This is a genomic window from Bradyrhizobium sp. WSM3983 (genome assembly GCF_000473045.1).
Lineage (GTDB): Bacteria > Pseudomonadota > Alphaproteobacteria > Rhizobiales > Xanthobacteraceae > Bradyrhizobium.
In genome coordinates this window covers 58,939-83,786 of record NZ_AXAY01000031.1, presented here as the reverse complement: position 1 = coordinate 83,786, position 24,848 = coordinate 58,939, and the positions used below count along the sequence as shown (strand labels likewise).

Annotated in this window: 29 protein-coding genes; 12 read left to right on the top strand and 17 right to left on the bottom strand. The window is 64.6% G+C overall.

The features are described from left to right. Nucleotides 1–19: 19 nt before the first annotated feature. The 7 genes from YUA_RS47265 to murI form a co-directional block, all read right to left on the bottom strand. Nucleotides 20–157, bottom strand: coding sequence for a type II toxin-antitoxin system RelE/ParE family toxin (locus YUA_RS47265; RefSeq protein ID WP_245285319.1), 138 nt, complete (start codon nucleotides 155–157; stop codon nucleotides 20–22). Between the two features lie 57 nt (nucleotides 158–214). Further along, nucleotides 215–430, bottom strand: coding sequence for a hypothetical protein (locus YUA_RS52060; protein WP_051383501.1), 216 nt, complete (start codon nucleotides 428–430; stop codon nucleotides 215–217). Nucleotides 431–498: 68 nt separating this feature from the next. Continuing rightward, nucleotides 499–1,116, bottom strand: coding sequence for a 30S ribosomal protein S4 (gene rpsD / locus YUA_RS0133090; protein WP_027534529.1), 618 nt, complete (start codon nucleotides 1,114–1,116; stop codon nucleotides 499–501). Nucleotides 1,117–1,314: 198 nt separating this feature from the next. Beyond that, nucleotides 1,315–2,082, bottom strand: a complete 768-nt coding sequence (locus YUA_RS0133085; protein ID WP_027534528.1) for a hypothetical protein — start codon at nucleotides 2,080–2,082, stop codon at nucleotides 1,315–1,317. A 106-nt stretch (nucleotides 2,083–2,188) separates the two neighbouring features. Continuing rightward, nucleotides 2,189–2,572 carry a cupin domain-containing protein gene (locus tag YUA_RS0133080; RefSeq protein ID WP_027534527.1) on the bottom strand — a complete coding sequence of 128 codons (384 nt, stop codon included), beginning with the start codon at nucleotides 2,570–2,572 and terminating at the stop codon, nucleotides 2,189–2,191. Between the two features lie 71 nt (nucleotides 2,573–2,643). Then, nucleotides 2,644–3,417: an HpcH/HpaI aldolase/citrate lyase family protein gene (locus YUA_RS0133075; RefSeq protein ID WP_027534526.1), complete on the bottom strand. Its 774-nt coding sequence runs from the start codon at nucleotides 3,415–3,417 to the stop codon at nucleotides 2,644–2,646. Between the two features lie 61 nt (nucleotides 3,418–3,478). After that, nucleotides 3,479–4,276, bottom strand: coding sequence for a glutamate racemase (gene murI, locus YUA_RS0133070; protein ID WP_027534525.1), 798 nt, complete (start codon nucleotides 4,274–4,276; stop codon nucleotides 3,479–3,481). A gap of 183 nt (nucleotides 4,277–4,459) precedes the next feature. Between murI and YUA_RS0133065 the strand changes: the two genes are divergently transcribed. Both YUA_RS0133065 and YUA_RS0133060 read left to right on the top strand, forming a co-directional pair. Continuing rightward, nucleotides 4,460–5,011: a cytochrome b gene (locus YUA_RS0133065; protein ID WP_027534524.1), complete on the top strand. Its 552-nt coding sequence runs from the start codon at nucleotides 4,460–4,462 to the stop codon at nucleotides 5,009–5,011. Between the two features lie 244 nt (nucleotides 5,012–5,255). After that, nucleotides 5,256–5,897 carry a glutathione S-transferase family protein gene (locus tag YUA_RS0133060; protein WP_027534523.1) on the top strand — a complete coding sequence of 214 codons (642 nt, stop codon included), beginning with the start codon at nucleotides 5,256–5,258 and terminating at the stop codon, nucleotides 5,895–5,897. 11 nt (nucleotides 5,898–5,908) lie between these two features. Here YUA_RS0133060 and YUA_RS0133055 read toward each other — a convergent pair whose 3' ends face one another. Then, complete coding sequence (locus YUA_RS0133055; protein WP_027534522.1) at nucleotides 5,909–6,814, bottom strand: LysR family transcriptional regulator; 906 nt, start codon at nucleotides 6,812–6,814, stop codon at nucleotides 5,909–5,911. Between the two features lie 151 nt (nucleotides 6,815–6,965). Between YUA_RS0133055 and YUA_RS0133050 the strand changes: the two genes are divergently transcribed. Further along, nucleotides 6,966–7,712, top strand: a complete 747-nt coding sequence (locus YUA_RS0133050) for an SDR family NAD(P)-dependent oxidoreductase (protein ID WP_027534521.1) — start codon at nucleotides 6,966–6,968, stop codon at nucleotides 7,710–7,712. 44 nt (nucleotides 7,713–7,756) lie between these two features. Next, complete coding sequence (locus YUA_RS0133045; protein WP_027534520.1) at nucleotides 7,757–8,500, top strand: SDR family NAD(P)-dependent oxidoreductase; 744 nt, start codon at nucleotides 7,757–7,759, stop codon at nucleotides 8,498–8,500. Between the two features lie 51 nt (nucleotides 8,501–8,551). On the opposite strand, the gene YUA_RS0133040 is transcribed toward YUA_RS0133045, so the two are convergent. Both YUA_RS0133040 and YUA_RS0133035 read right to left on the bottom strand, forming a co-directional pair. Continuing rightward, nucleotides 8,552–9,358, bottom strand: coding sequence for a Crp/Fnr family transcriptional regulator (locus YUA_RS0133040; protein WP_027534519.1), 807 nt, complete (start codon nucleotides 9,356–9,358; stop codon nucleotides 8,552–8,554). A 275-nt stretch (nucleotides 9,359–9,633) separates the two neighbouring features. Then, nucleotides 9,634–10,719 carry a preprotein translocase subunit SecD gene (locus YUA_RS0133035; protein WP_027534518.1) on the bottom strand — a complete coding sequence of 362 codons (1,086 nt, stop codon included), beginning with the start codon at nucleotides 10,717–10,719 and terminating at the stop codon, nucleotides 9,634–9,636. Between the two features lie 250 nt (nucleotides 10,720–10,969). Between YUA_RS0133035 and YUA_RS0133030 the strand changes: the two genes are divergently transcribed. Further along, nucleotides 10,970–12,874 (top strand): acyl-CoA synthetase, encoded by a 1,905-nt coding sequence (locus tag YUA_RS0133030; RefSeq protein ID WP_027534517.1) that lies wholly within the window; start codon nucleotides 10,970–10,972, stop codon nucleotides 12,872–12,874. A 171-nt stretch (nucleotides 12,875–13,045) separates the two neighbouring features. Here the strand turns inward: YUA_RS0133030 and YUA_RS0133025 are convergent, their stop codons facing one another. Continuing rightward, a complete protein-coding gene (locus tag YUA_RS0133025; RefSeq protein ID WP_027534516.1) occupies nucleotides 13,046–14,218 on the bottom strand; it encodes a M20 aminoacylase family protein in 1,173 nt (390 codons plus the stop codon). A 576-nt stretch (nucleotides 14,219–14,794) separates the two neighbouring features. Here YUA_RS0133025 and YUA_RS0133015 point away from each other — a divergent pair. Next, entirely contained in the window at nucleotides 14,795–15,382 is a 588-nt protein-coding gene (locus tag YUA_RS0133015; protein WP_027534515.1) for a TetR family transcriptional regulator, read from the top strand. 14 nt (nucleotides 15,383–15,396) lie between these two features. Here YUA_RS0133015 and YUA_RS0133010 read toward each other — a convergent pair whose 3' ends face one another. The 3 genes from YUA_RS0133010 to YUA_RS0133000 all read right to left on the bottom strand — a co-directional run bounded on the left by YUA_RS0133010 (nucleotide 15,397) and on the right by YUA_RS0133000 (nucleotide 17,841). Next, nucleotides 15,397–15,702: a hypothetical protein gene (locus YUA_RS0133010; protein ID WP_027534514.1), complete on the bottom strand. Its 306-nt coding sequence runs from the start codon at nucleotides 15,700–15,702 to the stop codon at nucleotides 15,397–15,399. Nucleotides 15,703–15,812: 110 nt separating this feature from the next. Next, entirely contained in the window at nucleotides 15,813–16,463 is a 651-nt protein-coding gene (locus tag YUA_RS0133005) for a response regulator transcription factor (protein ID WP_027534513.1), read from the bottom strand. A gap of 7 nt (nucleotides 16,464–16,470) precedes the next feature. Further along, entirely contained in the window at nucleotides 16,471–17,841 is a 1,371-nt protein-coding gene (locus tag YUA_RS0133000) for a sensor histidine kinase (RefSeq protein ID WP_027534512.1), read from the bottom strand. Nucleotides 17,842–18,039: 198 nt separating this feature from the next. On the opposite strand from YUA_RS0133000, the gene YUA_RS0132995 reads away from it, so the two are divergent. The 5 genes from YUA_RS0132995 (at nucleotide 18,040) to YUA_RS0132975 (ending at nucleotide 22,380) form a co-directional block, all read left to right on the top strand. Further along, nucleotides 18,040–18,810 (top strand): MotA/TolQ/ExbB proton channel family protein, encoded by a 771-nt coding sequence (locus YUA_RS0132995; protein ID WP_027534511.1) that lies wholly within the window; start codon nucleotides 18,040–18,042, stop codon nucleotides 18,808–18,810. Further along, the gene (locus YUA_RS0132990) at nucleotides 18,807–19,478 is read left to right on the top strand and encodes a hypothetical protein (protein WP_027534510.1); all 672 of its coding nucleotides are present in this window, start codon (nucleotides 18,807–18,809) and stop codon (nucleotides 19,476–19,478) included. The genes YUA_RS0132995 and YUA_RS0132990 overlap by 4 nt, the downstream gene beginning before the upstream one ends. After that, a complete protein-coding gene (locus tag YUA_RS0132985) occupies nucleotides 19,471–20,076 on the top strand; it encodes a hypothetical protein (protein WP_027534509.1) in 606 nt (201 codons plus the stop codon). Before YUA_RS0132990 ends, YUA_RS0132985 begins: the two co-directional genes overlap by 8 nt. Nucleotides 20,077–20,193: 117 nt before the next feature. Continuing rightward, nucleotides 20,194–20,934, top strand: coding sequence for a metallophosphoesterase (locus YUA_RS0132980; protein WP_027534508.1), 741 nt, complete (start codon nucleotides 20,194–20,196; stop codon nucleotides 20,932–20,934). A gap of 6 nt (nucleotides 20,935–20,940) precedes the next feature. Further along, nucleotides 20,941–22,380 (top strand): bifunctional serine/threonine-protein kinase/universal stress protein, encoded by a 1,440-nt coding sequence (locus tag YUA_RS0132975; RefSeq protein ID WP_027534507.1) that lies wholly within the window; start codon nucleotides 20,941–20,943, stop codon nucleotides 22,378–22,380. A gap of 7 nt (nucleotides 22,381–22,387) precedes the next feature. On the opposite strand, the gene YUA_RS0132970 is transcribed toward YUA_RS0132975, so the two are convergent. The 3 genes from YUA_RS0132970 to rpe all read right to left on the bottom strand — a co-directional run bounded on the left by YUA_RS0132970 (nucleotide 22,388) and on the right by rpe (nucleotide 23,777). After that, nucleotides 22,388–22,579: a hypothetical protein gene (locus YUA_RS0132970; RefSeq protein ID WP_027534506.1), complete on the bottom strand. Its 192-nt coding sequence runs from the start codon at nucleotides 22,577–22,579 to the stop codon at nucleotides 22,388–22,390. Between the two features lie 23 nt (nucleotides 22,580–22,602). Continuing rightward, nucleotides 22,603–22,779: a hypothetical protein gene (locus tag YUA_RS51315; protein WP_198029548.1), complete on the bottom strand. Its 177-nt coding sequence runs from the start codon at nucleotides 22,777–22,779 to the stop codon at nucleotides 22,603–22,605. A 296-nt stretch (nucleotides 22,780–23,075) separates the two neighbouring features. Then, entirely contained in the window at nucleotides 23,076–23,777 is a 702-nt protein-coding gene (rpe, locus tag YUA_RS0132960) for a ribulose-phosphate 3-epimerase (RefSeq protein ID WP_027534505.1), read from the bottom strand. Nucleotides 23,778–24,029: 252 nt separating this feature from the next. On the opposite strand from rpe, the gene YUA_RS0132955 reads away from it, so the two are divergent. Continuing rightward, nucleotides 24,030–24,842: an EF-hand domain-containing protein gene (locus YUA_RS0132955; RefSeq protein WP_027534504.1), complete on the top strand. Its 813-nt coding sequence runs from the start codon at nucleotides 24,030–24,032 to the stop codon at nucleotides 24,840–24,842. The last annotated feature ends 6 nt before the right edge of the window (nucleotides 24,843–24,848 follow it).

Sequence of the window (24,848 nt, the reverse complement as noted above, 5' to 3'; positions counted from 1 at the left end):
AGCTGTCTCGTCATTTCATCTAGTCGAACAGTTGCGGTCTGATGTCTTGCGCGCCGTGAAGAATGGCACGGATTTCGACGTGGTCGGGTTGCACGGCGTAAAAAATCAGATGGGATTGGAAGCGGAAACGTCGATAGCCTGCCGCGAGTTCATCCACTTGCTGGCCGATCAGCGGAAAATCGGCGAGAAGTCCAAAGGCTCCGATAGCCGGTACTCAGCCATGGCGGCGTTGGGCGACGCGTTGGCGCGCAGCGGCGAGGATGTCGTCCGGCGTGTCCGAGGTGAAGGTGTTGCAATTAGGCTGAGCGAACAGCGCTTGATATCGACGGACTTGCTCGTCGCGGGGCAGCTTGGCCCATGCCTCAAGCTCGGCTTCGGACGGCGTTGCCGAGGGAGTAATATTGGCGAGCTGGTCGGTCGTCTGGGACATCGATGGGATGTTACCACAACAAAAAGGCCCCGGAAACCGGGGCCTTTGAACGTTGGTGTGCCGAACTATCAGCGCGAATAGAATTCGACGACCAGATGGGGCTCCATCTGCACCGGGAACGGCACGTCGGAGAGGGCGGGGATGCGCACGTATTTCGCGGTCATCTTGCCGTGGTCGACTTCGAGATAGTCGGGGGTGTCGCGCTCGGGGAGCTGGCTGGCTTCGAGAACGTGGGCCAGCTGCTTGGAGGCTTCCTTGACCTCGATCACGTCGCCGACCTTGATCTGGTAGCTCGAGATGTTGACCTTGCGGCCGTTCACCTTGATGTGGCCGTGGTTGATGAACTGGCGCGCGGCGAAGATCGTCGAGACGAACTTGGCGCGGTACACGACCGCGTCGAGACGACGCTCGAGCAGGCCGATCAGGTTCTCGCCGGTGTCACCCTTGAGGCGGCTCGCCTCGACATAGATGCCGTGGAACTGACGCTCGGAAATGTTGGCGTAGTAGCCCTTCAGCTTCTGCTTGGCGCGCAGCTGCACGCCGAAGTCGGAGAGCTTGCCCTTGCGGCGCTGGCCGTGCTGGCCAGGGCCGTATTCCCTGCGGTTGACGGGGCTCTTCGGGCGGCCCCAGATGTTCTGGCCCATACGGCGATCGAGTTTGTACTTCGCCTCACTGCGCTTAGTCATCGCGTCCTCTTCAGGTACATGGTTTGAGGAAACGCGCCCTCCTGGGTGACGGGCTAGCCCGGCACTGACAGGTCCGATCCCCAAAGCTTAAGGGAGAGGACCACGGGTCGCGAAACGCTTCGCGGGCCGAAATCGGCCCGCGAGCAGGCGGCTTTTAGGAGAGTTTGGGTCGTTCTGTCAATGCGAACGGCCCCGAAATCAGGTCCCGACCGCCCGGATCGGCTTGGCGCCGGCCGCTCGTAATTCGGCAGCGATTTCAGTGTTCAGCACCTGTTCCAGCCGGGTCAGGACCCGGGCGATGGGGGCGGCGTCGGTAACCCGGTGGTCCCAGCGGATCACAACATGGATGGTCTGGTCGGGCGCGACCACCCCATAGCTGACGATGAAAGGGCCGGGCGTGACGGGGTGGAGCTCGCCGCCGCCATAGGCGGCCACCGAGCTCACCGCGAAGCTGCCGAACCAATTGCCCCTCTGCCGGCCGAAATTGAGCCCCACAGCCCAGGACAGCCGGCGCAGCGGCAGCGGCAGGCGAGTCGCCCGCATGATCTTGCGGAACATCGGGACATCCTCGATCGGCGCCGTCTTGGCGCGCCGGATTTCGGCGTCGACCGCGCCCAGCGTCATGGCCTCCGGGGCTGCGATTCGCTGCGGCATCACGCATTCCTCGCCGTCCTCGACCCGGGCGATGGCGATCAGCGCCACGCTCTTCGGCAGCTCGTAGAGAGATGGCCAGGGCCATTTGGCATAGACGGTGCGCAGGACCGGCTCGTCTTTGGCGACGAGGGCGAAGGCCTTGACGAACATCGCGGCCCAGCCGGCGGGCGCCATCGCGCCCGCGCGGGCCTCCAGCAGAGGCCGGATATTGAGCGGGCGGGACAGCGAGACGAACGGCACGTCCATCGAGGCGCGCATGAGGTCGATGATCAGGCGGCGCGGCAGCGAAATGTTCTTAGCTTGACCGCGCATCGTTCTCCGGTTCCCGCGGACTCACATAAGGGATGGCGAGGGGCTCCCGCTCGCCATCTGCTCTAGCACGAACCAACCCGGTTGGGAGCGGGTCGGTTCGGCCTTATCAGAGGGCCGGGGAGGCCAGCGGCTTGGTCTTGTCGACGACGTAAACTCCAAGCACTTTCATAGCCTTATCGCCATGAGCCTTTGCGTCGTGCACGACGCCTGCCGGGATTTGATAGGAATCGCCGGCCTTCAGGGTCTTGTCCGGCTGCCCCTCGACGAGAAGACTGAGCTCGCCTTCCAGCACGTAGCCCGTCTCAATTCCAGGATGGGTGTGGCGTCCGGCCGCGCCGCCAGCCGGGACTTCCGCGATGGCCGTGATGGTGTTGTAGCCATCCGGGAACTCGACCTTCTGAAGCGGGGTACGCTTGATCCCGATCTGCTGGGCAAAGGCCGCGACCGCGAGGCCGGTGAAGGCGAGAACGAGCAGGCTCTTTTTGAACATCGATTGTTTCCTCCCTGGAACGGCCGACCCTGGCAGCGCCACTGTTCCCGGCAAGGTGGCAATCGGCCTGTTCAGCGCTTGATCCCATCGAACGCCGCCATGATGCCGCGCTGGAACAGCGACCAGTCGAAGCCGAGCGCGATCGCGCGGTAGCCGCGATCAATCAGGGCGTTAGCCTGGTCTGCGGTGCGCGCCACGCCGCCGATCGGGACGCCGCTCTTGAGGATGCCGGCTTCGGCGCGGGCGATCAGTTCGAGCAGCTCGGGATCGTCCATCTGTCCGCGCTTGTTGATGGACGTGGCGAGATCGCCGGGACCGATGACGGCGACGTCGATGCCCGGCGTCGCCATGATCTCGTCGATGCGGTTGACCGCATCGACATGCTCGATGGTGACCATGCAGAGCATCTCGTCGTCGGCGGACGCCATGTAGTCCGGCATCGATTGGCCCCAGCGGAACGGCGCGTGGAACGGACCCCACAGGCGATCGCCGCGCGGCGGATAACGCACGCTGCGCACCGCCTTCTCCGCCTCGCTCCGGTTCGTGATCATCGGAAAATTGATGCCGAACGCGCCGATATCCATCGGCGCTTTCGCAAGCCACGGCTCGTTCGCCGCGATCCGCACCAAGGGCGTGCACTGCGTGCCGGTCGTCGCCGCGATCATCGCATGCGCTTCGGTCAATCCAATCGGGCCGTGCTCGAGATCGACGATGATCCAATCGAGCGAGCGCGCCATGATCTGCACCATCTGCACGCTCGGGATCGTTGCGATCGCGCCGAAGGCGGGGCGCCCTTCGCTCCACAATTGGCGGAGGCGATTGAGCGGCGTTGCGGGGACCGACATGTGACGACCTTGCGCGAGATGACGACGGCGAAGCCTAGCAGCGCGGCGTGTCTGCGAAAAGTCAGGCCAGCGCGCGGCCGCCGAAGAACGGCGTCAGGGTCGCCCGGAGCCCATGTGCGCGGTTCGACGTAAAGATCATCTCGGCGCCGGACTGCACCATGTCGCCGCTGTGCGGGCCGAGCAGATCGGAGACGCGGCGCGCGATGGCCGGCGCAGGATCGATCCAGTCCACCGGCCAGGGCGCCAGCCGCTCCAAACGGTCGAGCAGCAGCGGATAATGCGTGCAGGCTAGGACCACCGTGTCGGTGCGCGCGCCCGCGTTGGCGGCATCGCCGACGAAGCAGGGGGTGAGCTCGGCGAGGATATCGCCGTCGCTGGTCGGGTGGCCGTTGAGCTCGCGCTCCGCAAGCGAGGCGAGCTCGGGCGAGCCGACCAGCGTCACCTCGCAGCCCAGCGCGAAATCGCGGATCAGTGCCTTGGTGTACTCGCGCTTCACGGTGCCTTTGGTGCCGAGCACCGAGACACGGCGGGTCTTCGACCGGGCGCAGGCCGGCTTGATCGCCGGCACCGTGCCGACAAAGGGCACGGAATAAACGGCACGCAGATGCGATAGGACCAGGGTGGAAGCGGTGTTGCAGGCGATGACGACGAGGTCAGGATCATGGGTGCCGATCAGTTCCCCCATCAGCGGCACCACGCGGGCGATGATCTCGTCCTCGCTGTGATGGCCATAGGGGAAGAAGGCGTCGTCAGCGACATAAACAAAATGCGCGTCCGGACGCGCGGCCACGACCTCACGCAGCACGGTGAGGCCGCCGAGGCCGGAATCGAATACCAGGATCGTCGGAGAATTGGTCACGTCGCTACCCTAGCCCGCCATGGTTACCATTCGGTTTTTTGGGCGGTTTTGCGGCGGGGTGGCCAGAGGCCAGTTTGGAACGATTCAATTTCGCTATGGCCGCATGTTCCCGTTATCAGCAGCCGTGCTGCGCTGCGGTTGGGATGTCCGCAAATTTTCGGAGCCGACATGACGGGAGCCAACATGATCAGAAACACGACGACCGGCTGGGGTAGCGTCGCCCGGTGGTTTCACTGGTGCCTGGCGCTCGCGATCATCGGCATGATCGGCTTCGGCTGGCGGATGAATCACATCCCCGCGCGCGCCGACAAGTTCTTCTACCGTTCGATCCATGCCGACATCGGCTATGTGATCCTGCTGCTCACGGTGCTGCGCCTGGTCTGGCGCGCCATCAACCCGACGCCGGCGCTGCCGGCCGAGACCTCGCGCTGGCAGAAGATCGCGGCCCATGTCAGCCATGGCTCGCTTTACCTCGTCGTCATCCTGGTCGCGATGCTGGGCTGGGCGCATTCGGGCGCGCGCACGCCCAACTACTCGGACTTCTTCGCCCTGTTCAACGTGCCGCAATTCACCTCTCCGGACAAAGCGGCGGCGGGCGCCTATGAGGACCGCCACATCCTCTTTGCCTATGTGCTGCTGGCCTTGATCGCGGTCCACGTCATCGCACCAATTTGGCACCACTTCGTTCGCCGCGACCGCGTCGTGACGCGCATGGTGACGGACGAGGCGGGGTAGGAAGCGCACAGTACGTCGGTTCAATCCGTCGTCCTGAGGTGCGAAGCTTGCGAGGCGAATGCATCGCAAGCGGAGCCTCGAAGGATGAACGGCCGAGATGCAGGGGGCCGTCGCCCTTCGAGGACCGCTGAAGAAGCGGCCACCTCAGGGTGACGGTGTTGGAATGTCGTTGCTTATAGATCACATTGACGGAGTAAGATGTGGCATCGCGGCTAATCCAATTTGAAGTCGCAAGGAGACGCTCATGCTCACCGTCCATCACCTCGGCAAATCGCAATCCGAACGCATCGTCTGGCTCTGCGAGGAGCTCGAGATTCCCTATGAGCTGAAGCGCTATGCGCGCGATTCCGTCACTATGCTGGCGCCGCCCGACTACAAGGCGCTGCATCCGATCGGATCGGCGCCGGTCATCTTCGACGGCGATCTCGTGCTGGCCGAATCCGGCGCCATCGTTGATTACATCATGGCGAAGTACGGCAAGGGCCGCCTCGTGCTCGGCCCGGACGCGCCCGACTTCGCACAATTTCTGTACTGGTTTCACTTCGCCAACGGCACGCTGCAAGCCGGCATGGGCCGGCTGATGCTGCTGAACCGGCTCAAGCCCGCCGAGGACAATCCGATGCTGGCCGCGATCAGGACGCGCGTCGATCGCGCATTCGACCTGGTCGATGCCCGTGTGCGCGATGCCGAATATCTGGCTGGCACCGTCTTCACTACGGCCGACATCATGACGGGCTTCTCGCTCACCACGATGCGCTACTTCCAGCCCTACGATCTCGCGCGCTGCCCGAACGTGGTCAAATATCTCGGTCGCATCGGCGCCCGTCCGGCCTATCGGCGCGCAATGGAGAAGGGCGATCCCGGTATGACGCTGCTGTTGAGCTGAGCCAATTGCGATCAGCGCGGCATGTGTTTGGTTGCGCGCTCGATCAGGTCGTCCAGCCTCGAGATAAACTTTGCAAGGATCGGCGAGGTATTGGCCTTGTGGTAGCCGACGACAAGGTCGATCGTCGGCGCCTTGCCCTTGAGCGGACGGCTGACGACGGACCAGGGAAGAAAGTTCTTGATGTAGCCCGGTATCAGGGCGAAGCCGCGAGTAGAGGCGACCATCGACACCGCCATGGCGAGGTTGTCGGCCTCGTGCGCTGCCGCGATCGACCGGCCGCTGGCGTCGAGATAACGGTCGATGACCTTGCGAAGTGCAGGCGCGGTATCCGACACGTTGATGAAGGGTGTTCCCTCCAGCTTGGCCAAGTCGATGCTGTCGAACTTGGCCAGGCGGTGGTCGCTCGGCAGCACGACAAGCAGCGCTTCCTTGACCACGGTCCTGTAGGTGATGTCGTCAGCACCGGTTTCGCGTCGCATGAAGGCGAGATCGAGATTGCCGCGCATGAGGCCCTCGGCCAGCACCGGCGAAAAGTCGCTCGTCACGCTCACGTCGATCGTCGGCAGCTCATTGCGCAGGACGCGCATCGCTTCGGGCAGCCAGTCGATCTCCTGGCCGGTAAGAAAGCCAAGCGCAAAGCGCGACTTTTCGGGGCGGCCGGCGCGACGCGCCGCTTCAATCGCCACGTCGGCTTGCGTCAGGGCGAGGCGTGCGTGATCCAGGAAAGCCTTTCCCGCCGCCGTCAGCGCGACGCCATGCACGCTGCGCGACAGAAGCGGCACGCCGACTTCGTATTCGAGATCGCGGATTTGCCGGCTGAGTGAGGGTTGCGCCGTGTGCAGCCGCTTCTCGGCGGCGACCGTGAGGCTGCCCTCCTCGGCGACGGCGATGAAATAGCGGAGATGACGTAACTCCATGGGCATGCCTCACAAGTATGTCCCGCAGCTTGCAAAGTCTTTTTCAGCGCCGCCAGCCTGCGTCAAACAGCTACTCCAGCGAAGGTTTGCTGCGCCAAAGCCATACCTGATTGGCAGGGAATGGGGCTGCGGCCGGCGAAGGAGAATGACCATGGCCGATCTCAAGGGAAAGACTGCACTCGTTACGGGGGCCTCACGCGGCATCGGCCGCGCCTCGGCGCTGGCGCTGGCCGAGCGCGGCGCGCAAGTGCTGGTCCATTACGGGCAAAGCGCCAAGGAGGCGGAGGCTGTCGTGGCCGAAATCCGCAAAGCTGGCGGCCGCGCCGATGCCATCGGGGCTGATCTGAGCGTGTCGGAGGGGCCGCACCAGCTGGCGGCACAGGTGAAGAACATCGTCGGCGACCGGCTCGACATTCTTGTGGCCAATGCCGGCGTCGGCAAGGCGGCCGTGATCGAGGAGACGACGGTTGCCGATTTTGACAGGCTGTTCGCGGTCAACGTCCGCGCACCGTTCTTCCTGGTGCAGCAATTGCTGCCGATCCTGCACGAGGGCAGCAGCGTCGTGCTGGTCTCCTCGCTCGCCGCGCACGCGGTGGTCGGGACACTGCCGGCCTATGCTGCCACCAAGGGCGCGATCGATACGCTGGTGAAGCACTTTGCCGCGGCGCTCGGCGCGCGCGCCGTGCGCGTCAACGCGGTGGCGCCCGGCGTGGTGGCGACAGAGATGTCGTCTTTCGCCAAGACCGATGCAGGGCGCGACTACACGCTCGCCATGCAGGCGCTGAAGCGGATCGCCGAGCCCGACGACATCGCCGGCGCCGTCGCCTTCCTCGCCTCTCCCGACGCGCGCTGGATCACCGGCGCCACCATCCACGTCGACGGCGGCTCAAAACTCTGAGCCGGCCGCCGCCGTCTTTTCCCCCACCCCATCAGGAACTTCCCATGTCAAAGAGACTCGAAGGCAAAACGGCACTCGTCACCGGCGGCTCACGCGGCATAGGTGCCGCCATCGCCAAGCGGCTCGCCGCCGATGGCGCCAGGGTCGCAATCACCTACGCCAGGGGTGCGGACGCTGCAGCCTCCGTCGTCAAGGCGATCGAAAGCGCGGGCGGCAAGGTGATCGCAATCCAGGCGGATGCCATCGATCCCAAAGCCGTGCAGGCTGCGGTCGACGAGACCGTCGGCGCGCTCGGCAAGCTCGATGTGCTCGTGAACAATGCGGGCACGGCGATCCCCAAGAAGTTTGAGGAGACCACGCTGGAGGAGCTGGACCAGGTGATCAACCTCAACATCCGCGGCGTGTTCATTGCGACGCAGGCCGCACTGAAGCGGATGAACGATGGCGGCCGCATCATCTCGATCGGCTCCTGCGTCGGCGAGCGCATGATGACGCCCGGCCTGGTGCCTTACTCGGCGACCAAAGCTGCGATCCGGATGTTCACGCAGGGGCTGTCGCGTGAGGTCGGCGACCGCGGCATCACCGTCAACAACGTGCAGCCGGGGCCGATCGACACCGATCTGAACCCTGCTTCCGGCGACTGGGCGACCCCTCAGAAGGCGGCGACCGCGCTCAACCGCTACGGCAAGGTGGAGGAGGTGGCCGCACTGGTCGCCTTCGTCGCCAGCCCAGAGGCATCCTACATCACGGGCGCGAACCTCACGGTCGACGGCGGCACCAACGCCTGATTGCGGGAATAACTGGAAGCCGGGCGGCCTAAGCACGGCTGGTCGCCCGGCTCACGCGATCCTGTTCGTGGTCGCCGATCGTGCCGCGGTGAGCTGGTTCTGCAAGCGATCGATGTTTTGCAGCAGGCGCTGGCTGGTCAGCACCAGGAAATAATAGCCGAACTGCGGGTCCTGGAAGTAGATCTCGAGCAGCCGGTCATAGGTGATCGTCAGCACCTGTCCGTCCTCGATGCATTCGATCGTTCCGGTGCGCCGGTTGTCGGGCGTGAGGAAGCCGAGCTCGCCCATCAGCGCTCCAGGCCCGATCTCGACATTGATCTCCTTGACCAGGAACTTGCCGGTGACCGTGAGGAGCATCTCCTTGGCCGGATCGCCCAGCTTGAACAGCGTGTCGCCGTCGCGGTATTTGCGCTCGGTCATGAACGGCTTGAGCCATTCGATCGACATGTCGCCTTCGGCTGCGTGGCGGGCCTTCTTGACCAGCTTGAGCATCTGCCGCAGGCGCAAGGCGTTGATCGGAAGCAGCAGCAGATAGAGCAGGAACGTCGACACATTGGCTGAGAGCGCGCCGAAGATGGCGAAGAAGCCGCAACCGATCATGTTGGCGACGCGGAGCGGCACCATCGTCCGCATCAGCAGGGTGGCGACGAAGAAGCCGGCGCCGATCGCGGCGAACATGTTGGCCAGCGTGATGTTGTGGACGAAGATCTCCAGCAGCCGGTTGAAGATCGCGTCGTAGGTGACGTTGTTGGGATCGAGGCCCATCTCGACCAGGATCTTCGCGATCCTGAGGTTATCCGTCGCCGCATCCAGAATGCGGTCGAGGATCGAGGAAATGTCTGCACTGCCGGACGGCATGGTATGATCCCTGCGTAAGGCTTTTAGTCCTGCTCGGTATTCGTATAGCCGAAATCGAATGACGACCGCTTGAATGAAGCCTTCGGCCGCCATGCTGCAAGAGGCAAATTTTAGCCTGATCGGGCATTTCGGCAATTGCCCGTTGGTTGCGCGTATGGCCTCGGTGCGGCCCGTGATTCGGGGCTGCCCCGGGGGCGCGGGCTTGGGCGTCGTGGACGGATGTCGTAGGCGGGTTTGGGCGTCCCGGCGCGGCGGGGCGCGGGGCTATCTCCGCCTCAGGGCTTGGCGGCGGCCTGGATGACCTGCTGCTCGACGAGGGTCAGGTGCCCCGGCAGCGCCCCGGCACGCAGCAGCATGGCCACGCTGTTGGCCTCCTCCAGGGTAAAATTGCCGGAGATCTGGACCGAGCCGCCGGTGATGGGCTCGCGGATCACGGGGGCCGAGATCACCTTGTCGTCGAGCACGATGGCAAAGGGCTTGCCGACGTTCTCTTCTGTGACGTGGGCGAAGCGCCGTGCGCCACGGCCATTGAAGCGGAACTGGGCGATCGGATCCTTGGTGCCGCTCGCAAAGCCGGGCGCGGCATAGTTGATGTCTTCGCCGTCGAGTACGCTGTCCTTGGCGACCAGATAGGGCTGCTTGTCCTTGAAGCCGAGCAGGATTTCGGCGCCTTCGGGCGGGGTGCCGGATTGCGCCTGCTCCGGCGTCATCGACACATCAACCGGACGGAAGCTAACTTTGACCTTCCGGGCGAAGATCGCGGTGATGCGCTCGGGGTCGGTCACACCAGGCAGGAAGATCCGGATGCGGTCGGTCCCGTCAGCAACGACGCTGACAAGTGTGATGCCGGAATCCTTGAGGCGCTGCTCGATCATGGCGATGGAATCTTCGACGAGCTCGTGCAGCCGTGCCGCGGATGCAGCATCGGTCGGCGCCAGCCTGACCGCTCCGTCGCTGCCGTCGCTCACGGCGAACGCATGCGAGGGCAGTCCGTCCGCGGCTGAGGCGAGCTTGCGCACGAGCTGATCGCGGCCTTTGGCGTCCGCGATCTTTACATCGACGCCGCCATCGCGGATCGCAAGATTGGAAAAGGCGATATGGCCGTCGTGCAAGCTCTTGTAGACGTCGTCGCGTAGATCGGTCACGACGCTCTCGCGCAGGCCAGAGCTGTCCACCTCGTAGATGATGCGTGACCCGCCCAGCTTTTCCATCTTGTCGCCGACGAAGGCCACGATCTTGGCGCGCATCTTGTCGAACTGGTCGTCGGCGAGTGCGGCGCACGGTAGGGCGATCGTGATCGCCGAAATCATGGCCAATGCTACGATCAGCCGTGTGGCGCGGTCCCGCGGGGGCGTGGTCATGGTCACCTCAGGTCTTGCGGCAGGACGCTGGCGGGCGAATCCGACCCATGTTCTTGGTCCCCGGATCGGGCGCGGAGGTTCAAAGCCCGCGCACCCGAGTGCCACGACCGTAGCCGTCAGGCCATGGACGAACGCCAAATCATCCATCATTCTGTCCGCGCCCGACCGGCCAATCGGTCGAGGCCCTCGCCGAACCAAAATGTCGAAAAGACAGGGGCGGGGAAATGGATCTGAGGGAGGACGGAATTCCATGGCGGGGATCCACGCGCTCGATCGGCTCATCGGCGACGACTATCCGGAGCTTTCGACGGACGAGGAGGTCCGGGCCTTCGAACAGGTCCCATACGCGGACCGTGTCGCCGCCGAGAGCACTTATGATGCCATCAAGCTCGGCGCTGCGCGCAACCCCGACGGGGCGGCGATCCAGTTTCTGCAAAATGCCGATCCGGCCGATATGCCGCTCGTGGTCACCTACCGCGACTTCGTCGCGCGCGTGACGCAGGCCGCCAATATGTTTTACGCGCTCGGCGTGGAGAAGGGCGACGTCATCTCCTTTATGTTGCCGCTGCTGCCCGATGCCTTCGTGACGCTGTTCGGCGCGGAGGCCGCCGGCATCGCCAATCCCGTCAACCCGCTGCTCGAGCCGCACCAGATCGCGGAAATTCTGGAAGCGGCGAATACGAAAATCCTGGTGGCGCTCGGGCCGATGCCGGGCACCGACATCTGGCAGAAGGTCGAGCAGATCCGCCCGCAGCTCAAGCACCTCAAGGCGATCGTGCAGGTGGCCGGCGGCGATCCCGCCAACGGAATCTTCGCGTTCAACGATTTGATCAAGCAGCAGCCGTCCGACCCGCTTATCAGCGGGCGCAAGATCTTGGGCAGCGACATCGCCGCCTATTTCCACACCGGCGGCACCACCGGCACGCCGAAGCTGGTGCGGCACACCCATACCAACCAGGTGTATCAAGCCTGGGCGCTGAACCTGCTGCTGAAAGCGAAGCCCGGCAGCAACATGCTGTTCGGCATGCCGCTGTTTCACGTCGGGGGATCACTGACGCAGGTGTTATTGACGCTGTCCGCCGGCGGCTCGCTGGTCGTGCTGTCGCCGAGCGGCTGGCGCAATCCGAATGCGGTGAAGAACATCTGGGGACTGGTCGAGCGGTTCAAGCCGGAAGCGCTGTCGAGCGTGCCGACGGTGCTCGCCGCAACGCTCGCGGTGCCGCCCGGCAATGCCGACATCTCCAGCCTGAAATATGCAGCCGGCGGCGGCTCGGCGATTCCGGTCGCGGTCGGCTCGGCGATCCAGGAAAAACTCAAGCTGCCGGTGGTCGAGGTCTACGGCATGACCGAGACCTCGAGCGTGCACACGCTCGCCTATCCATCACGGCCGATCCGGCTCGGCTCGGTCGGCCTGCCCATGCCTTACGCGCGTGTCCGCATCGTGCAACTCGATGCCGATGGGCGCCTGCTCCGCGACTGCAAGGCGGACGAGATCGGCGTCGTCATCATGGCCGGGCCCGGCGTGTTCGGCGGCTATCTCAACGACGCTCACAACAAGGGTGCTTTCGTTGATGAGGTCTGGGTCAATTCCGGCGATCTCGGCCGGCTCGATGCCGACGGCTATCTCTGGATCACCGGCCGCGCCAAGGACCTCGTGATCCGCGGCGGTCACAACATCGATCCGGCGCCGATCGAGGAGATCATGTTCCGCCATCCCGCCGTCGGCTTTGCCGCGGTGGTCGGCCAGCCCGACGCTTATGCCGGCGAGCTGCCCGTGGGCTACGTGCAGTTGAAGCCCGGCGCGTCGGTCGAGCCTGGCGAGCTCGAGACGTGGGTGCGCGAGCGCACGCCGGAGCGCGCGGCCGTTCCGGTGCAGGTCATTCCGATCGACCCGATGCCGGTGACCGGCGTCGGCAAGGTGTTCAAGCCTCAACTGCGCTGGGATGCGGCGCAACGCGTGTTCACCAAGGTGCTGACGCCGCTGATCGCGCGCGGCATCGATTGCAAGGTAAAGGTCGGTGCGCACGGCAGCCACGGCTCGATTGCGACCGTGACGCTTGCCGGCCTGCCCGCAGACCAGCGCGAAATCGTTGCCGGCGAGGTGCATACGCTGCTCGCGCCATTCGTGATGCGCCACGAAGTGGTACAGGCGTAGCAGAGGGGCGAAAGAACGTCGCGCTCGCGGCGAAGACTTGTGATGCCTATGTCCGGCCCGACGGACGCTGCCTCATACAAGGGTGGGCAAAGGCGCAAAGCGCCGTGCCCACCATTCACACATGCGATCGTTGTGGTGGGCACGCTTCGCTTTGCCCACGCTACGAACCTCCTACCCCACCGGCATCGCCGTTTCGATCAGGCGCACCCAGAACGAGGCGCCGTGGCCGAGGATGTTGTCGTTGAAGACATAGGCCGGGTGATGGCACGCCGGGCTGTCGCCCATGCCGACCAGGATCATCGCGCCGGGGCGCTCTTCCAGCATGAACGAGAAATCCTCCGCGCCCATCATCGGGATGATACGGTCGTTGACGTGCTCGGCACCGACGATGTCACGGGCCACGTCGGCGGCGACGCCGGCTTCGCGCGCATGATTCAAGGTTACCGGATACATCCGCGTGTATTTCGTCTTCGCCGAGCCGCCATAGGCGCGGGCGACGCTGTCGGCGACTTCGCCGATCCGGCGCTCGACGAGATCGCGCACGTCAGGGTCGAGCGTGCGCACGGTGCCGCCGAGCTCGGCGGTCTCCGGGATGACGTTGAAGGCGGTACCGGCGTGGAATTGCGTGATCGAGATCACCGCCGACTGCAGCGGATCGACGTTGCGCGCGACGATCGACTGCAGCGCGTTGACGATCTGCGAGCCGATCAGGACGCTGTCGACCGCCTTGTGTGGGGTGGCGCCGGCATGGCCGCCCTTGCCGGTGACGGTGATCTGGATGTTGTCGGAGGAGGCGAGAAGCGGACCCGGCGTGGTCGCGAAATGGCCCTCGGCGAGACCTGGCATGTTGTGCATGCCGTAGACCTGGTCGATGTTCCAGCGCGTCATCAGCCCGTCCTCGACCATGGCCTTGCCGCCGCCGCCACCTTCCTCGGCGGGCTGGAAGATCACGACCGCGGTGCCGTCGAAATTGCGCGTCTCGGCGAGGTACTTTGCGGCACCCAGCAGCATCGCGGTGTGGCCGTCATGGCCGCAGGCGTGCATCTTGCCCGGAATCTTCGAGGCGTAGGGCACATCGGCGGTTTCCACGATCGGCAGCGCGTCCATGTCGGCGCGCAGGCCAATCGCCTTGCCGGAGGCGGATTTGCGCCCGCGGATCACGCCGACGACACCGGTGCGGCCGATGCCCGTCACCACCTCGTCGCAGCCGAACTCGCGCAATTTGTCGGCGACGATGCCGGCGGTGCGGTGGACTTCGTAGAGCAGCTCCGGGTTTTCGTGGAAGTCATGGCGCCAGGCGGCCATTTCGTCGGAGAGGGCGGCGATGCGGTTGACGATGGGCATGGGGAGGATCCGTTTCTTGTTCGTAGGGCGAGTCGGCGTAGCGTAGCCCGCCGCGATATCGGGGCGAAAGGCGGATTACACTGCGCTATCGGCCCTTTTGGGCCTTGGGGGGAGAGGGCGGCATGGGTCCTCTCAGAAATTAACTGTCAATCACGAATCATTGACTGACAGATATTGAAATCTGTCAGCGAGACGTGTATATCCGTTCCCGGACGTTCGGATTGGGCGTCCCGTGGTTATCCCTCCCGGGTGCCCGAGGTCCGAAACAAGTGCGGATCGAGGGGCGTATTTTGGGGATGGGGACCGCGGACGAATGGAGACCTAAGACAATGACGACCGAAATCATCAATCTCACCGGGACAATTGGGCATTGGCTCAATTTACTGGTCGCGCGGCAGATCGCGGCGCAGGCTGCAAAACTGCCTCATTAAGAATTGAGCATGATCTGGTCGGAAAACCGCTACACAGTTTTCCGGATCATGCTCCAGGCGAGAGCTTTCCGAACCGACCGGCATGGCGCTTCGGTAAGCATCCACCGCCGGATAACTGGACCCTGAACGGGAACATGGTGCTGGCATGAACGAAGCCGTTGTCTTGACGCCGGAGCGGATCCTCGAAGTCACCGAGGACGTGTTGCGGCGCTACGGACTTGCCAAGGCCACCGTGGTTGACGTTGCCCGTGCGCTCGATGTGAGCCACGGCAGCGTCTATCGCCACTTCCCGAGCAAGGCTTCGCTGCGCGAGGCCGTCGCCAAACGCTGGCTCGATCGCATCGACGCGCCGCTGCTGGCGATCGCTGAGGAGCAGGGCCCTGCGCCGGCGCGGCTCGACCGCTGGCTGCGTACGCTGTTCGCGGCGAAGCGCTCGCGCGTGCTCGACGACCCCGAGATGTTCGAGACCTATCTGACGCTGGCACGCGAGGCTTGCGCAGCGGTCAAGTGTCACAAGGACACCATGATCAACCAGATCGCCGCGATCCTTGCCGACGGCGTGAAGCAAGGCGTGTTCGCTGTAGACGACGTCAAGACGACCGCACGTGCGCTGTTCGATGCGACCTGCCGCTTCCACCATCCGGCTCATGCCGACGAGTGGAAGGATGCCGAGCTGCCCGCGCGCGTCGATGCGACAATCACGCTGTTGCTGCGCGGGTTGAAGACGGCCTGATCGCTCCGCCTGACTTACACTCTTGCCTTGTGAAGAACTTCGCCCTCGCGCACCGGGGACGAGGCGTCTATCTGCCTGCGCCGGCAAAATCCGCCGTTGGATGCAGGCACGACCGGCGGGCTCTCCGGGTAGGTGTTGATTGCGATTTCGACGGCGTCCTTTGACCGCTTGCGAAGGTGGTAGAATGTCAGCTCCTGCTCGAGCATGGGACAACGGAAGTGGACGATGGCGGTGTCCGGCAAGCGGCAAAGTTCGTCGATGAGCTCGCCTACGGTGATGATCGGGGGATGGTCGACTGCCTTGTGATGAGCCTTACTCATGGCGTTGTACTCCTCCACTTGGCTACTAACCGAAGCCGGATGGTGTCCGTTCCATTTCGCTCAGCAGATTGAAGAACCGCACATTCGGCGGGATTCCGGCAGCCTCGCTGCTAGATCTTCGTCAGCCCGCAAGCTGCAGCCAGCCGCACGAGCTGCGCGTCCGTGCGCGCACCGGTCTTGGTCTTGATCAGATAGTGATAATTCTGGACCGTCTTGACGCTGAGATTGAGATGCGTCGCGATCTGCTCGGTGGTGGCGCCGCCGGCGAACTGCCGCAAAATCTCGATCTCGCGCTCGCCCAATTGATCCAGCGCTGAGCCTGTTGACAGGCTGTCCTCGGCCAGCACATGCGCGATGTCGTCGCTCATGGCGCGCTCGCCGCGCGCGACGCTGCGGATCGCATTGACGACGGCGGAAGGTGCGCTGCTCTTGGTCACGAAGCCGGAGGCGCCGGCATTGAAGGCGGCTTTCACCAGCACGGCCTCGTTGTGCATCGTGAAGACAAGAACCCTCGCCCGCGGATTGCGTGCGCGGATGTTGCGGATCGCCTCGAGCCCGCTGGCACCGGGCATCGAGATGTCCATCACGACGACGTCGGGGTCTTGCGCCTTGAAAGCACCGTAGGCATCCGCGGCGTTGTCGGCTTCCGCCACGACGTGAAGATCGCCCTGGCTCTCCAGTACGCGCCGGTAGCCCTGGCGGACGATCGGGTGGTCGTCGACCAGCAGCACCGAGATGCCTGTTGCTGCGACCTCGCTCATGGCTACCTCATGCGGCGAGCGGAATCGTCGCGGCGACGCTGAGGCCGCGCCTCGCGGGCAGGATCGACAGCGAGCCGCCGGCGGCTGTCACGCGCTCGCGGATGCCGGTGAGGCCGAAGCCGGCCGACCGCGCCACGCGCGCCGCATCGCCGCCTCCGTCGTCCTCGACGCGGATCAGAAGCGCATCGTCCTCGCCCGCGCACCGCTCGACGTGCAACGAGATCTCGCGCGCCGCACCGTGGCGCAGCGCATTTGTCAGGCATTCCTGGGCGACCCGATAGGCGGTCGTGGCGGCCGGACCGCTGATGTCGGTAAGGTCGCCCTTGAGATCGAGCTGGATCGTCGGCTGCGTCGCGCTCTGCGAGCGCCAGCTGTCGACGAGGTTGACGAGGCTTGCTTCCAGCCCGAGCTCCTGGGGTAGCGGATTGCGCAGGCGCTTCAGCGCATCGCGCAGCGAGGCCATCAGATGGTGCGTGGCCTGCGAAATCATGCGCGCATCCTGGGCGATGCCGTTGTCCTTGTTTTGCTGTGCGCTCGCCATCTCGATCGTGTTGGCGAAAGCCAGGATGGCTGAGAGATTTTGCCCGAACTCGTCATGCAGTTCGCGGGCGAGCGCGCGCCGCTCGTCGTCGCGGATCTCGATCAGGCGCCGCGTCAGCGCCGCGCGCTGTTCGGTGGCCTCTTCCAGCCGGCTGCCGAGCGCATCGACGGCGCCGCCGATCATCGCAAGCTCCATCGAGCGGAAGCGCGGCAGTCTTGTACGGTATTGGCCGCGCGCCATGCGTTGCAGGGCAGTGACAATGGCGCGCGCCGGCGCCAGCGTGTGCGCGATCGCAAGCGACGCGAGCAGGGCGATCGCCGCCGCCATCAAAAGCGCGACGTCGATCACGTTGAGGATGTACTCCCAGGCTAGCGAGATCGCGGCCGCTTCATCCGGCGTTGCCACCACCGTGCCGGCAGCCGCGGCGCGGGGGCTGACAGGCCGCACCACCTCGGCGTGGCTGCCGAGGAAGGTCGGGACGATGGCGGCGAACCAGCGCGGCGGCGTCCTGCCGATCCCCTGGCTCTGGCCGCAGAGTGGCTTTTCGAATGCGGTCGCCGGTTGGAACTCGACACAGACGCCGGGCGAGATCAGCTTCATCGTCTCCAGCGTGCGCCACTCCGGAACCGGCACGAGATGCTCGCGCGTTCTGCTGCTGCGCAGCAAGAGTTCGTGCCAGTACAGCCCCTGAAGCGTCTGCGCGACCCGCTGGGCGGACGCCGCAGTCGCGCGGTCGACGCTGCGATAGGCATCGAACGTGGCCCATATGGTCGCCGCGCCCAGGCAGAGCGCAACGATGAGAAGCAGACGGGCGACAAGCTGAAGCACGAGGCGCATGCGATCACCCCAAAGTTTGGTAAGCTCAGCCTAACAATGCCGCCGCACCTTGCCAATTGCAGGGAACGGCAAGATTGCAGTTCGGGCAAATTTCCCAAGCCGGATTGGGCATGGGTCTTTGGACCGGGCGCGGCGGCTTTGATCTAATCGGGGTGGAATCGTTGCAGGCCAATGCCTGCAAGTCAGGAGCAGTGCGGCATGAGTTCGATGACGATTGGACCGATCGCGAACACCGCGACCGACCCATCCGAGCGCAGCGCGCTGCTGTTCTGGATGATTTTTACGGGGCTATCGATCTTTGCCGTCGTGCTGCTGTGGCGGTTCGGCCTGATCCATCTGATGCTGACATCGGATCGGACCTACATTTCGAGCGTGATCGCACTGCTCTATATCCTGACCTGCGGCCATTGCTTCCTGCGGACACGGGCGATTGCCCGTGAGGGGGCGGCGGCACGGCGCTGCCGCGCGGTGCTGGCGGCTCCTGACGGCAGCAAGGTGCTCGATGCGAGCGCGTCTGCGCTGCCGCGCGGGCTGGTGCGGGATCACATCGAGAGCCTTGTCACCAAGGCCGCCGCGCAGGACTACCGGCCGGTCGACCAGACACTCTTGCTGCGGACGCTGGCCGACCGCCTGCGCGGCTCCAACGGGTTCGGCGCCTTCGTCTCCGACACGCTGATGAAGCTCGGCCTGCTCGGCACCATCATCGGCTTCATCATCATGCTGGCGCCGATCGCGGGGCTGGACGCTGCCGACAAGGTCGCGATGCGCTCTTCCATGGGGCTGATGAGCGACGGCATGGCAGTTGCGATGTACACGACGCTGGCGGGTCTCGTCGGTTCCATCCTGGTCCGCATCCAGTACTACATGCTCGACGCCGCGACCCAGGCAGTGTTCTCGGATGCCGTGGTGCTGACCGAGACCTATGTGACGCCGGTGCTGGAGCGCAAAGGCGCTGGATCGCCGTCATGATGGATGATTTCGGTCTCTATCCGCGCGAGGAGCCGTTCGATCCGCTGGGCGTGATGCTGTTCAAGGCGCTCCAGGTGGTCGCCTTCCTGTTCTTCCTCGCGCTGCTCGCGGTTTCTCCCGATGCCAAGGAGGGCAAGATTGACTCCAAGGCCGAATTCATGATCACGCTGGACTGGCCGGACAATCACCCTGACGATCTCGACCTGTTCGTACAGGATCCCGCCGGCAACATCGCCTGGTATCGTCACCGCGAGGCCGGATTCCTCACGCTCGATCGCGACGACCGGGGCGGGGCCAACGACTTCATCATGGTCAACGGCAAGAAGATCGCTTCGCCCATACGCGAGGAGATCGTGACGGTGCGCGGCATCGTCGCCGGCGAATACACCGTCAACGTCTCGCATTTCGTCGCCACGACCGGCGAGCCGGTCACGGCCAATGTGAAGGTGCAGAAGCTCAATCCGACCGCGCAGGTGGTCTTCGACAACAAATTCACGCTCGACCACACCGGCGACGAGAAGACCGCGGTGCGGTTCCGGCTCGACGCCGAAGGCAAGGTGGTCAATGTGGACCAGCGGCCGAAATCGCTGCTGGAGACCTTTCGCAGCACCTGGCGCAACGGCGCCGACGTCGATCCGAAGACCGGTGTGAGGATACGCCGTGATTGATCTGCAGACGGTCATCCTCACGCTGTCGGTCGCCTATGCCGTGATTGGCGCGCTGCTGCTGGTCGTGCTGGTCTATGCGCGGCTGCACTGGTCGCTGAAGGCGGTCGCGGTGGTCGTGACCAGTGCTTTCTATGTCGTCAGCTTCACGGAAATGCGCGGGCTGCTCGGGTGGGCCAGCACGGACAGGCTGCCTAGCGTGTTCAAGCTGCTCAAGGCGCGAATCGTCGAGCCGCATTCGCTGGAGGGAGATCCCGGTTCGATCTATCTGTGGGTCGAGGAACTCGACGAGGATCATCGTCCGAGCGGCATCCCGCGCGCCTTCCGCGTGCCCTATAATGACACCCTGGCCGACAAGACCCACGCGGCCGAGAACGAGATCGCGGCAGGCCATCCGCAAGGCGGCCGCGCGGCCGACTTCGGCGGCGGCGAGGGCAGCCTGATCGACATGGTCCGGGAATATGTGACGCCCAAGGTCATCCTCGAGACCAGCGGCGGCGATTCCTCGACCGGCGAGTTCAATGCCCCGCCAGCCGGCGCGCAGGGCGCCGTGTTCACGCCGCTGCCGCCTCCCCGGATGCCGCCCAAGGACGAGCAATAGCCTCTTCACCATTGCGCCAGCGCAGCGCTGGTAAACCGCCCCGCGCTGGCGCATCTTGTTGACCTCCCTCAAATTGGCTTTATCGGCTTCCAATAAGAATTTGAGGGTGGAGGGTGTGTGCTTCTCGCTGTCTTCTCGGATATCCACGGCAACCGGCAGGCGTTCGAAGCGTGCCTGAAGCTGGCCCGCGCGAAGGGCGCGGAGCGGTTCGTCATGCTCGGCGATTTCGTCGGCTATGGTGCCGATCCGGAATGGGTCGTGGATACCGCGATGGAGCTGGTCGCCCAGGGCGCCGTCGCCGTGCGCGGCAATCACGACCAGGCGCTGAACTCCTCGTCCGAGACCATGAACAATGAGGCGCAGATCGCGATCGAATGGACGCGCGGACGGCTCGACGCCGCGCAGCGCCGGTTTCTTGCCGAGCTGCCGATGCTCGTCGAGGACGGCGACCGTCTGTTCGTGCACTCGGAAGCCTCCCATCCCCAGCGCTGGCACTACATTCGCTCGACTGCGGATGCTGCCAAGAGCCTGATATCGACCCCCGCCCACGTGACCTTCTGCGGCCACATTCACCGTCCCGCGCTCTATTCGATGTCGGTGACGGCGAAGATGACGGGCCTTGTGCCCAAGACCGATGTGTCCGTGCCGCTCCTGCGCGGGCGGCAATGGCTGGCCGTGCTCGGCGCGGTCGGCCAGCCGCGTGATGGTGATCCATCGGCGGCTTTCGTGCTGTTCGATACGATCTCATGCCAGATCACTTATTGCCGCGCGCCCTACGACGTCGCGAGCGCGGCGAACCGGATCCGCGAGAATGGCCTGCCGCACTGGCTCGCCGACCGGCTGTCGGAGGGGCGCTAGAGGCCGATGCCGATACCCCTGGTCAAACCCGGCGCCGTCATCGACGGCTACACCACCGGCGAATGCGTGCATGCCGGCGGCATGGCGACCCTCTGGACTGTTAAGCATGCCGGCATCGACGTGCCGTTGTTGATGAAGATTCCGCGCGCGTCCGAGGGCGAGGACCCGGCGGCAATCGTCTCCTTCGAGATGGAGATGATGATCCTGCCCCGGCTGACGGGACCCCATGTGCCGCATTGCTACGGCACCGGCGATTTCGCGCATCAGGCCTACGCCGTGATCGAGCGCATTCCAGGAACTACGCTCTACAAGCGGCTGCCCGACCTGCCGCTGCCTTACGACGAAGTACGGCTGCTCGTCGCGAAAATCGCGGCCGCGCTCGCCGATTTGCACCGGCAGAACGTGATCCATCACGACATCAAGCCGAGCAGCATCATGTTCCGTGAGAGCGGTGATGCGGTGCTGATCGATTACGGCCTCTCGCACCACGATCATCTGCCAGATCTGCTGCAGGCGGAGTTTCGCCTGCCTTACGGCACCGCACCCTACATGGCGCCGGAACGGCTGCTTGGGGTGCGCGACGATCCGCGCAGCGATCTGTTTTCGCTCGGCGTGCTGCTGTATTTTTTCACGACCGGCGAACGTCCCTTCGGCGAGGGCGAGACGCTGCGCGCGATGCGGCGAAGGCTGTGGCGCGATCCGCATCCGCCGCGAAAGCTGCGGGCTGACTATCCGCCCTGGCTCCAGGAGGTGGTGCTGCGGTGCCTGGAGATCGAGCCGGTCTGGCGTTATCCGACCGCGGCCCAGCTCGCCTTCGATCTGGCCCATCCGAACCAGGTCAAGCTCACCGTGCGCGCGGAGCGGATGAAGCGCGACCCTCTCAGTGTCGCCTGGCGACGCCGTTTCAACCCCGACGTCAAGCCACAGGGCGCGAGATCAGATCTTGCGACGCAAATCGCGCAGAGCCCGATCATCACGGTCGCGCTCGATACTGCGGAGGGCGCGACCGAACTGAACGAGGCGCTGCGCGTGACCACGGAGCGCATTCTGGCAACCCTGCCGTCAGCACGGCTTGCCTGTGTCAACGTGCTGAAGCTCAACCGCATCGCGATCGACAAGACGCTGGATGAGCTGGGCTCCAACAAGCACATCGATCGTCTCGTCGCGCTCCGGCACTGGGCCACGCCGCTGAAGCTGGACGAGAGCCGGCTGTCGGTTCATGTGCTGGAAGCCGTCGATCCCGCCGCTGCGCTGCTGGAATTCGCCGAGATGAACTCGGTCGACCATGTCATCATCGGGGCGCGGCAAAATTCTTTCAGGCGTACCTGGCTCGGCAGCGTCTCGGCCAAGGTGGCTGCGGAGGCGAGTTGCACCGTCACCGTGGTGCGGCCGCCGCGGATGGCTGCGGATGCGGCGAACACAGATGGCGGCGTGGTATGGGGCTAGGAAAGGATCACGCCGCGTAAGCGGTGTGGAAGGAACGTTTGCGGCGGATCGGCCAGCTGAAGTGTGGACCAGCCTCGCCGTGATCCACGCTGCCGCCGAAGTACTGAATGATCTCGCGGCAGGGTTCGCAGTTGAAGAGGTTACGCGACGCTGACGCCTTGGTCATTTCCTTCAGGCAGTTCGGGCAGTGCGGTTTCATCGGTCTTGGTCCAGAAGAATGTTTCAATGCCGCGGTGATCGGAACGGGTGGTCCAGCTCGACCGTCTCGGCGCCCGGATCGTCGTGCATCTCGCCCTCGCTGCGTTCGAGCCGGCCGAAGAAATAGTCGAGATTCGGATGCGGACGTCGCCGGATGCGGCACCTGCGTTTCGGCCGACGCTTCACGAGGGCGATCTGCATGGCGTCAGATCCGACCGCGACGCATGCTACGAGCCGAACGTGCCGGGACCTGCACTGGTCCGGCCGAGGGGCCAAATACAACGAACGCACAAAAACCAATCCACAACGCCACGCCAGTCCAAACCAGGGTCGTCGTCATGATGTGCTCCTGTCAAATCAGGCAGCAATCACTAGCGGTGATTTGCGCGAATCAGGGAAGCCCGGAGGAGTACGGATCGTGGTTGCAATTTTAGGCATTGCGCGCCGCCCCCTGCAAGAACCGCAGATTTGCGGGTGCTCGCGCAGCTCCCGGAGCTTCAGATCGCTTCGCCGCGGGCCCCGAGCGCCGCGTTGCGGATCGCCGCGATGTTGGTCTTGTAGGCTTCCTGCGTGCCGCCTTTGAACACGGAGGTGCCGGCGACGAAGGCATTGGCGCCGGCAGCCGCGAGCGCGCCTGCGACATCGGGGCCGACGCCGCCGTCGACCTCGATGTCGATCGGCCGGCCCGCCGTCATGGCGCGGATGTCGCGGATCTTGCCGATCGCGGAAGAGATGAAGGCCTGACCGCCAAAGCCCGGATTGACCGACATCACCAGCACGAGGTCGACCAGATCGAGCACGTATTCCAGCACGCTGATCGGCGTGCCCGGATTGAGCGAGACGCCGGCCTTCTTGCCGAGCGCGCGGATCGCCTGCAGCGAGCGATGCAAATGCGGACCCGCCTCGGCATGCACGGTGATGTGGTCGCAGCCGGCCTTGGCGAAGGCCTCGAGATAGGGGTCGCAGGGCGAGATCATCAGATGCGCATCGAACACCTTCTTGGTGTGCGGGCGCATCGCCTTGATGACGTCGGGGCCGTAGGAGATGTTGGGCACGAAGTGCCCGTCCATCACGTCGAGATGGATCCAGTCGGCGCCTGCGGCGTCCACCGCGCGGACCTCTTCGCCGAGCTTCGAGAAATCCGAGGCCAGGATCGAGGGCGCGATTGCCAGGGGGCGGGGGGCGAAGGCTTGGGTCATGGCGCTGTTTCCCGTGGCGGCCGAAGGTGAATGGCCTCGCCTAACATGGGGCTCTCGGCCGGGCAATGCAGCGAGGGCGAGCTTCCTGTGGGCGGAAAATTCTGCCGCCGGCGGCATGAATTGCCGATGTTCCCGAGCCTGGAAGAGCGCGGCTGAGCCGGATTTCATTGAGCTTTTCGCGCTGGCACGACGCTTGCTGACCTGATGGCCGGAACATTGACTGCGGCATGCCGCATCGGTTGGAGTTGTGCAATGTTGTTTGCCCTTGGCGCCGTCTCGAGTGCGCTCGATGCCATTCAATCGCTGACGAATTCGAAATCCTCGTCGTCGACGCAGAAGACGGGATCGTCGCAAAACGCGACGACCAATCCGTTCGCGATCGACAGCAGCAGCAACATTACGAGCAGTGGCGCGACCTCCTCGGTCAATTCAGGCAACTGCGCACAGATCTCGCCGGAGACGATGAGCGCGCTGATCGCTGCGCAGAGCCAATCGTCGGACAGCACGAGTGCGACGAGCAGCTCGACCTCGTCGAGCTCGACATCGACGAGCCAGGACGATGCGCTGAAGGATCTGTTCTCGCAGATCGATGCCAATGGCGACGGCCAGATCACCAAGTCGGAGTTCGAGAACGCGCTCGGCGCCGGCGGCACCAATCTGGCGCAGGCCGACGACGTGTTTTCCAAGCTCGATGGCAGTTCCGACGGCAACGTCAGCCTCGACGAGATGTCGAAGGCGCTGAAGGGCAGCGGCCATCACGGCGGTCACCACCACGCGCAGGCGGCGAGCGGCTCGGGTGACGCGTCCGGCAGCGACTCATCGTCGTCGTCGAGCGGCGGGTCGACCTCGACCACGACGACCGGTGCCGACGGCTCCAGCACCACTACCGTCACCTATGCCGATGGCTTCAAGATGACGACGACGGTGCCGGGCGCCTCCAGCTCCGGAAATGGGTCGGGCGCCGGCAATTCGCCCTATGACTGGTTTGCGCAGATGATGCAGCGCCAGCAGGGGCAAGGATCGTCCGCTTCGGCGGCCTCGTCCTCGATGTCGATGAGCGTGTAAGCGCGT

Excerpts from the sequence above, each read along its gene's own strand:
- YUA_RS0133055 (WP_027534522.1), bottom strand. The coding sequence starts at position 6,814 with ATGGAGTTACGTCATCTCCGCTATTTCATCGCCGTCGCCGAGGAGGGC.
- YUA_RS0132990 (WP_027534510.1), top strand. The coding sequence starts at position 18,807 with ATGATGGATGATTTCGGTCTCTATCCGCGCGAGGAGCCGTTCGATCCG.
- YUA_RS0133000 (WP_027534512.1), bottom strand. The coding sequence starts at position 17,841 with ATGCGCCTCGTGCTTCAGCTTGTCGCCCGTCTGCTTCTCATCGTTGCG.
- YUA_RS0133065 (WP_027534524.1), top strand. The coding sequence starts at position 4,460 with ATGATCAGAAACACGACGACCGGCTGGGGTAGCGTCGCCCGGTGGTTT.
- YUA_RS51315 (WP_198029548.1), bottom strand. The coding sequence starts at position 22,779 with ATGCAGATCGCCCTCGTGAAGCGTCGGCCGAAACGCAGGTGCCGCATC.
- rpe (WP_027534505.1), bottom strand. The coding sequence starts at position 23,777 with ATGACCCAAGCCTTCGCCCCCCGCCCCCTGGCAATCGCGCCCTCGATC.
- YUA_RS0133040 (WP_027534519.1), bottom strand. The coding sequence starts at position 9,358 with ATGCCGTCCGGCAGTGCAGACATTTCCTCGATCCTCGACCGCATTCTG.
- YUA_RS0133050 (WP_027534521.1), top strand. The coding sequence starts at position 6,966 with ATGGCCGATCTCAAGGGAAAGACTGCACTCGTTACGGGGGCCTCACGC.
- YUA_RS0132970 (WP_027534506.1), bottom strand. The coding sequence starts at position 22,579 with ATGAAACCGCACTGCCCGAACTGCCTGAAGGAAATGACCAAGGCGTCA.
- YUA_RS0133060 (WP_027534523.1), top strand. The coding sequence starts at position 5,256 with ATGCTCACCGTCCATCACCTCGGCAAATCGCAATCCGAACGCATCGTC.
- YUA_RS0133010 (WP_027534514.1), bottom strand. The coding sequence starts at position 15,702 with ATGAGTAAGGCTCATCACAAGGCAGTCGACCATCCCCCGATCATCACC.
- rpsD (WP_027534529.1), bottom strand. The coding sequence starts at position 1,116 with ATGACTAAGCGCAGTGAGGCGAAGTACAAACTCGATCGCCGTATGGGC.
- YUA_RS0132975 (WP_027534507.1), top strand. The coding sequence starts at position 20,941 with ATGCCGATACCCCTGGTCAAACCCGGCGCCGTCATCGACGGCTACACC.
- YUA_RS52060 (WP_051383501.1), bottom strand. The coding sequence starts at position 430 with ATGTCCCAGACGACCGACCAGCTCGCCAATATTACTCCCTCGGCAACG.
- YUA_RS0133035 (WP_027534518.1), bottom strand. The coding sequence starts at position 10,719 with ATGACCACGCCCCCGCGGGACCGCGCCACACGGCTGATCGTAGCATTG.
- YUA_RS0133005 (WP_027534513.1), bottom strand. The coding sequence starts at position 16,463 with ATGAGCGAGGTCGCAGCAACAGGCATCTCGGTGCTGCTGGTCGACGAC.
- YUA_RS0132955 (WP_027534504.1), top strand. The coding sequence starts at position 24,030 with ATGTTGTTTGCCCTTGGCGCCGTCTCGAGTGCGCTCGATGCCATTCAA.
- YUA_RS0133025 (WP_027534516.1), bottom strand. The coding sequence starts at position 14,218 with ATGCCCATCGTCAACCGCATCGCCGCCCTCTCCGACGAAATGGCCGCC.
- YUA_RS0133075 (WP_027534526.1), bottom strand. The coding sequence starts at position 3,417 with ATGTCGGTCCCCGCAACGCCGCTCAATCGCCTCCGCCAATTGTGGAGC.
- YUA_RS0133045 (WP_027534520.1), top strand. The coding sequence starts at position 7,757 with ATGTCAAAGAGACTCGAAGGCAAAACGGCACTCGTCACCGGCGGCTCA.
- YUA_RS0133015 (WP_027534515.1), top strand. The coding sequence starts at position 14,795 with ATGAACGAAGCCGTTGTCTTGACGCCGGAGCGGATCCTCGAAGTCACC.
- YUA_RS0133080 (WP_027534527.1), bottom strand. The coding sequence starts at position 2,572 with ATGTTCAAAAAGAGCCTGCTCGTTCTCGCCTTCACCGGCCTCGCGGTC.
- YUA_RS0133085 (WP_027534528.1), bottom strand. The coding sequence starts at position 2,082 with ATGCGCGGTCAAGCTAAGAACATTTCGCTGCCGCGCCGCCTGATCATC.
- YUA_RS0133030 (WP_027534517.1), top strand. The coding sequence starts at position 10,970 with ATGGCGGGGATCCACGCGCTCGATCGGCTCATCGGCGACGACTATCCG.
- YUA_RS0132995 (WP_027534511.1), top strand. The coding sequence starts at position 18,040 with ATGAGTTCGATGACGATTGGACCGATCGCGAACACCGCGACCGACCCA.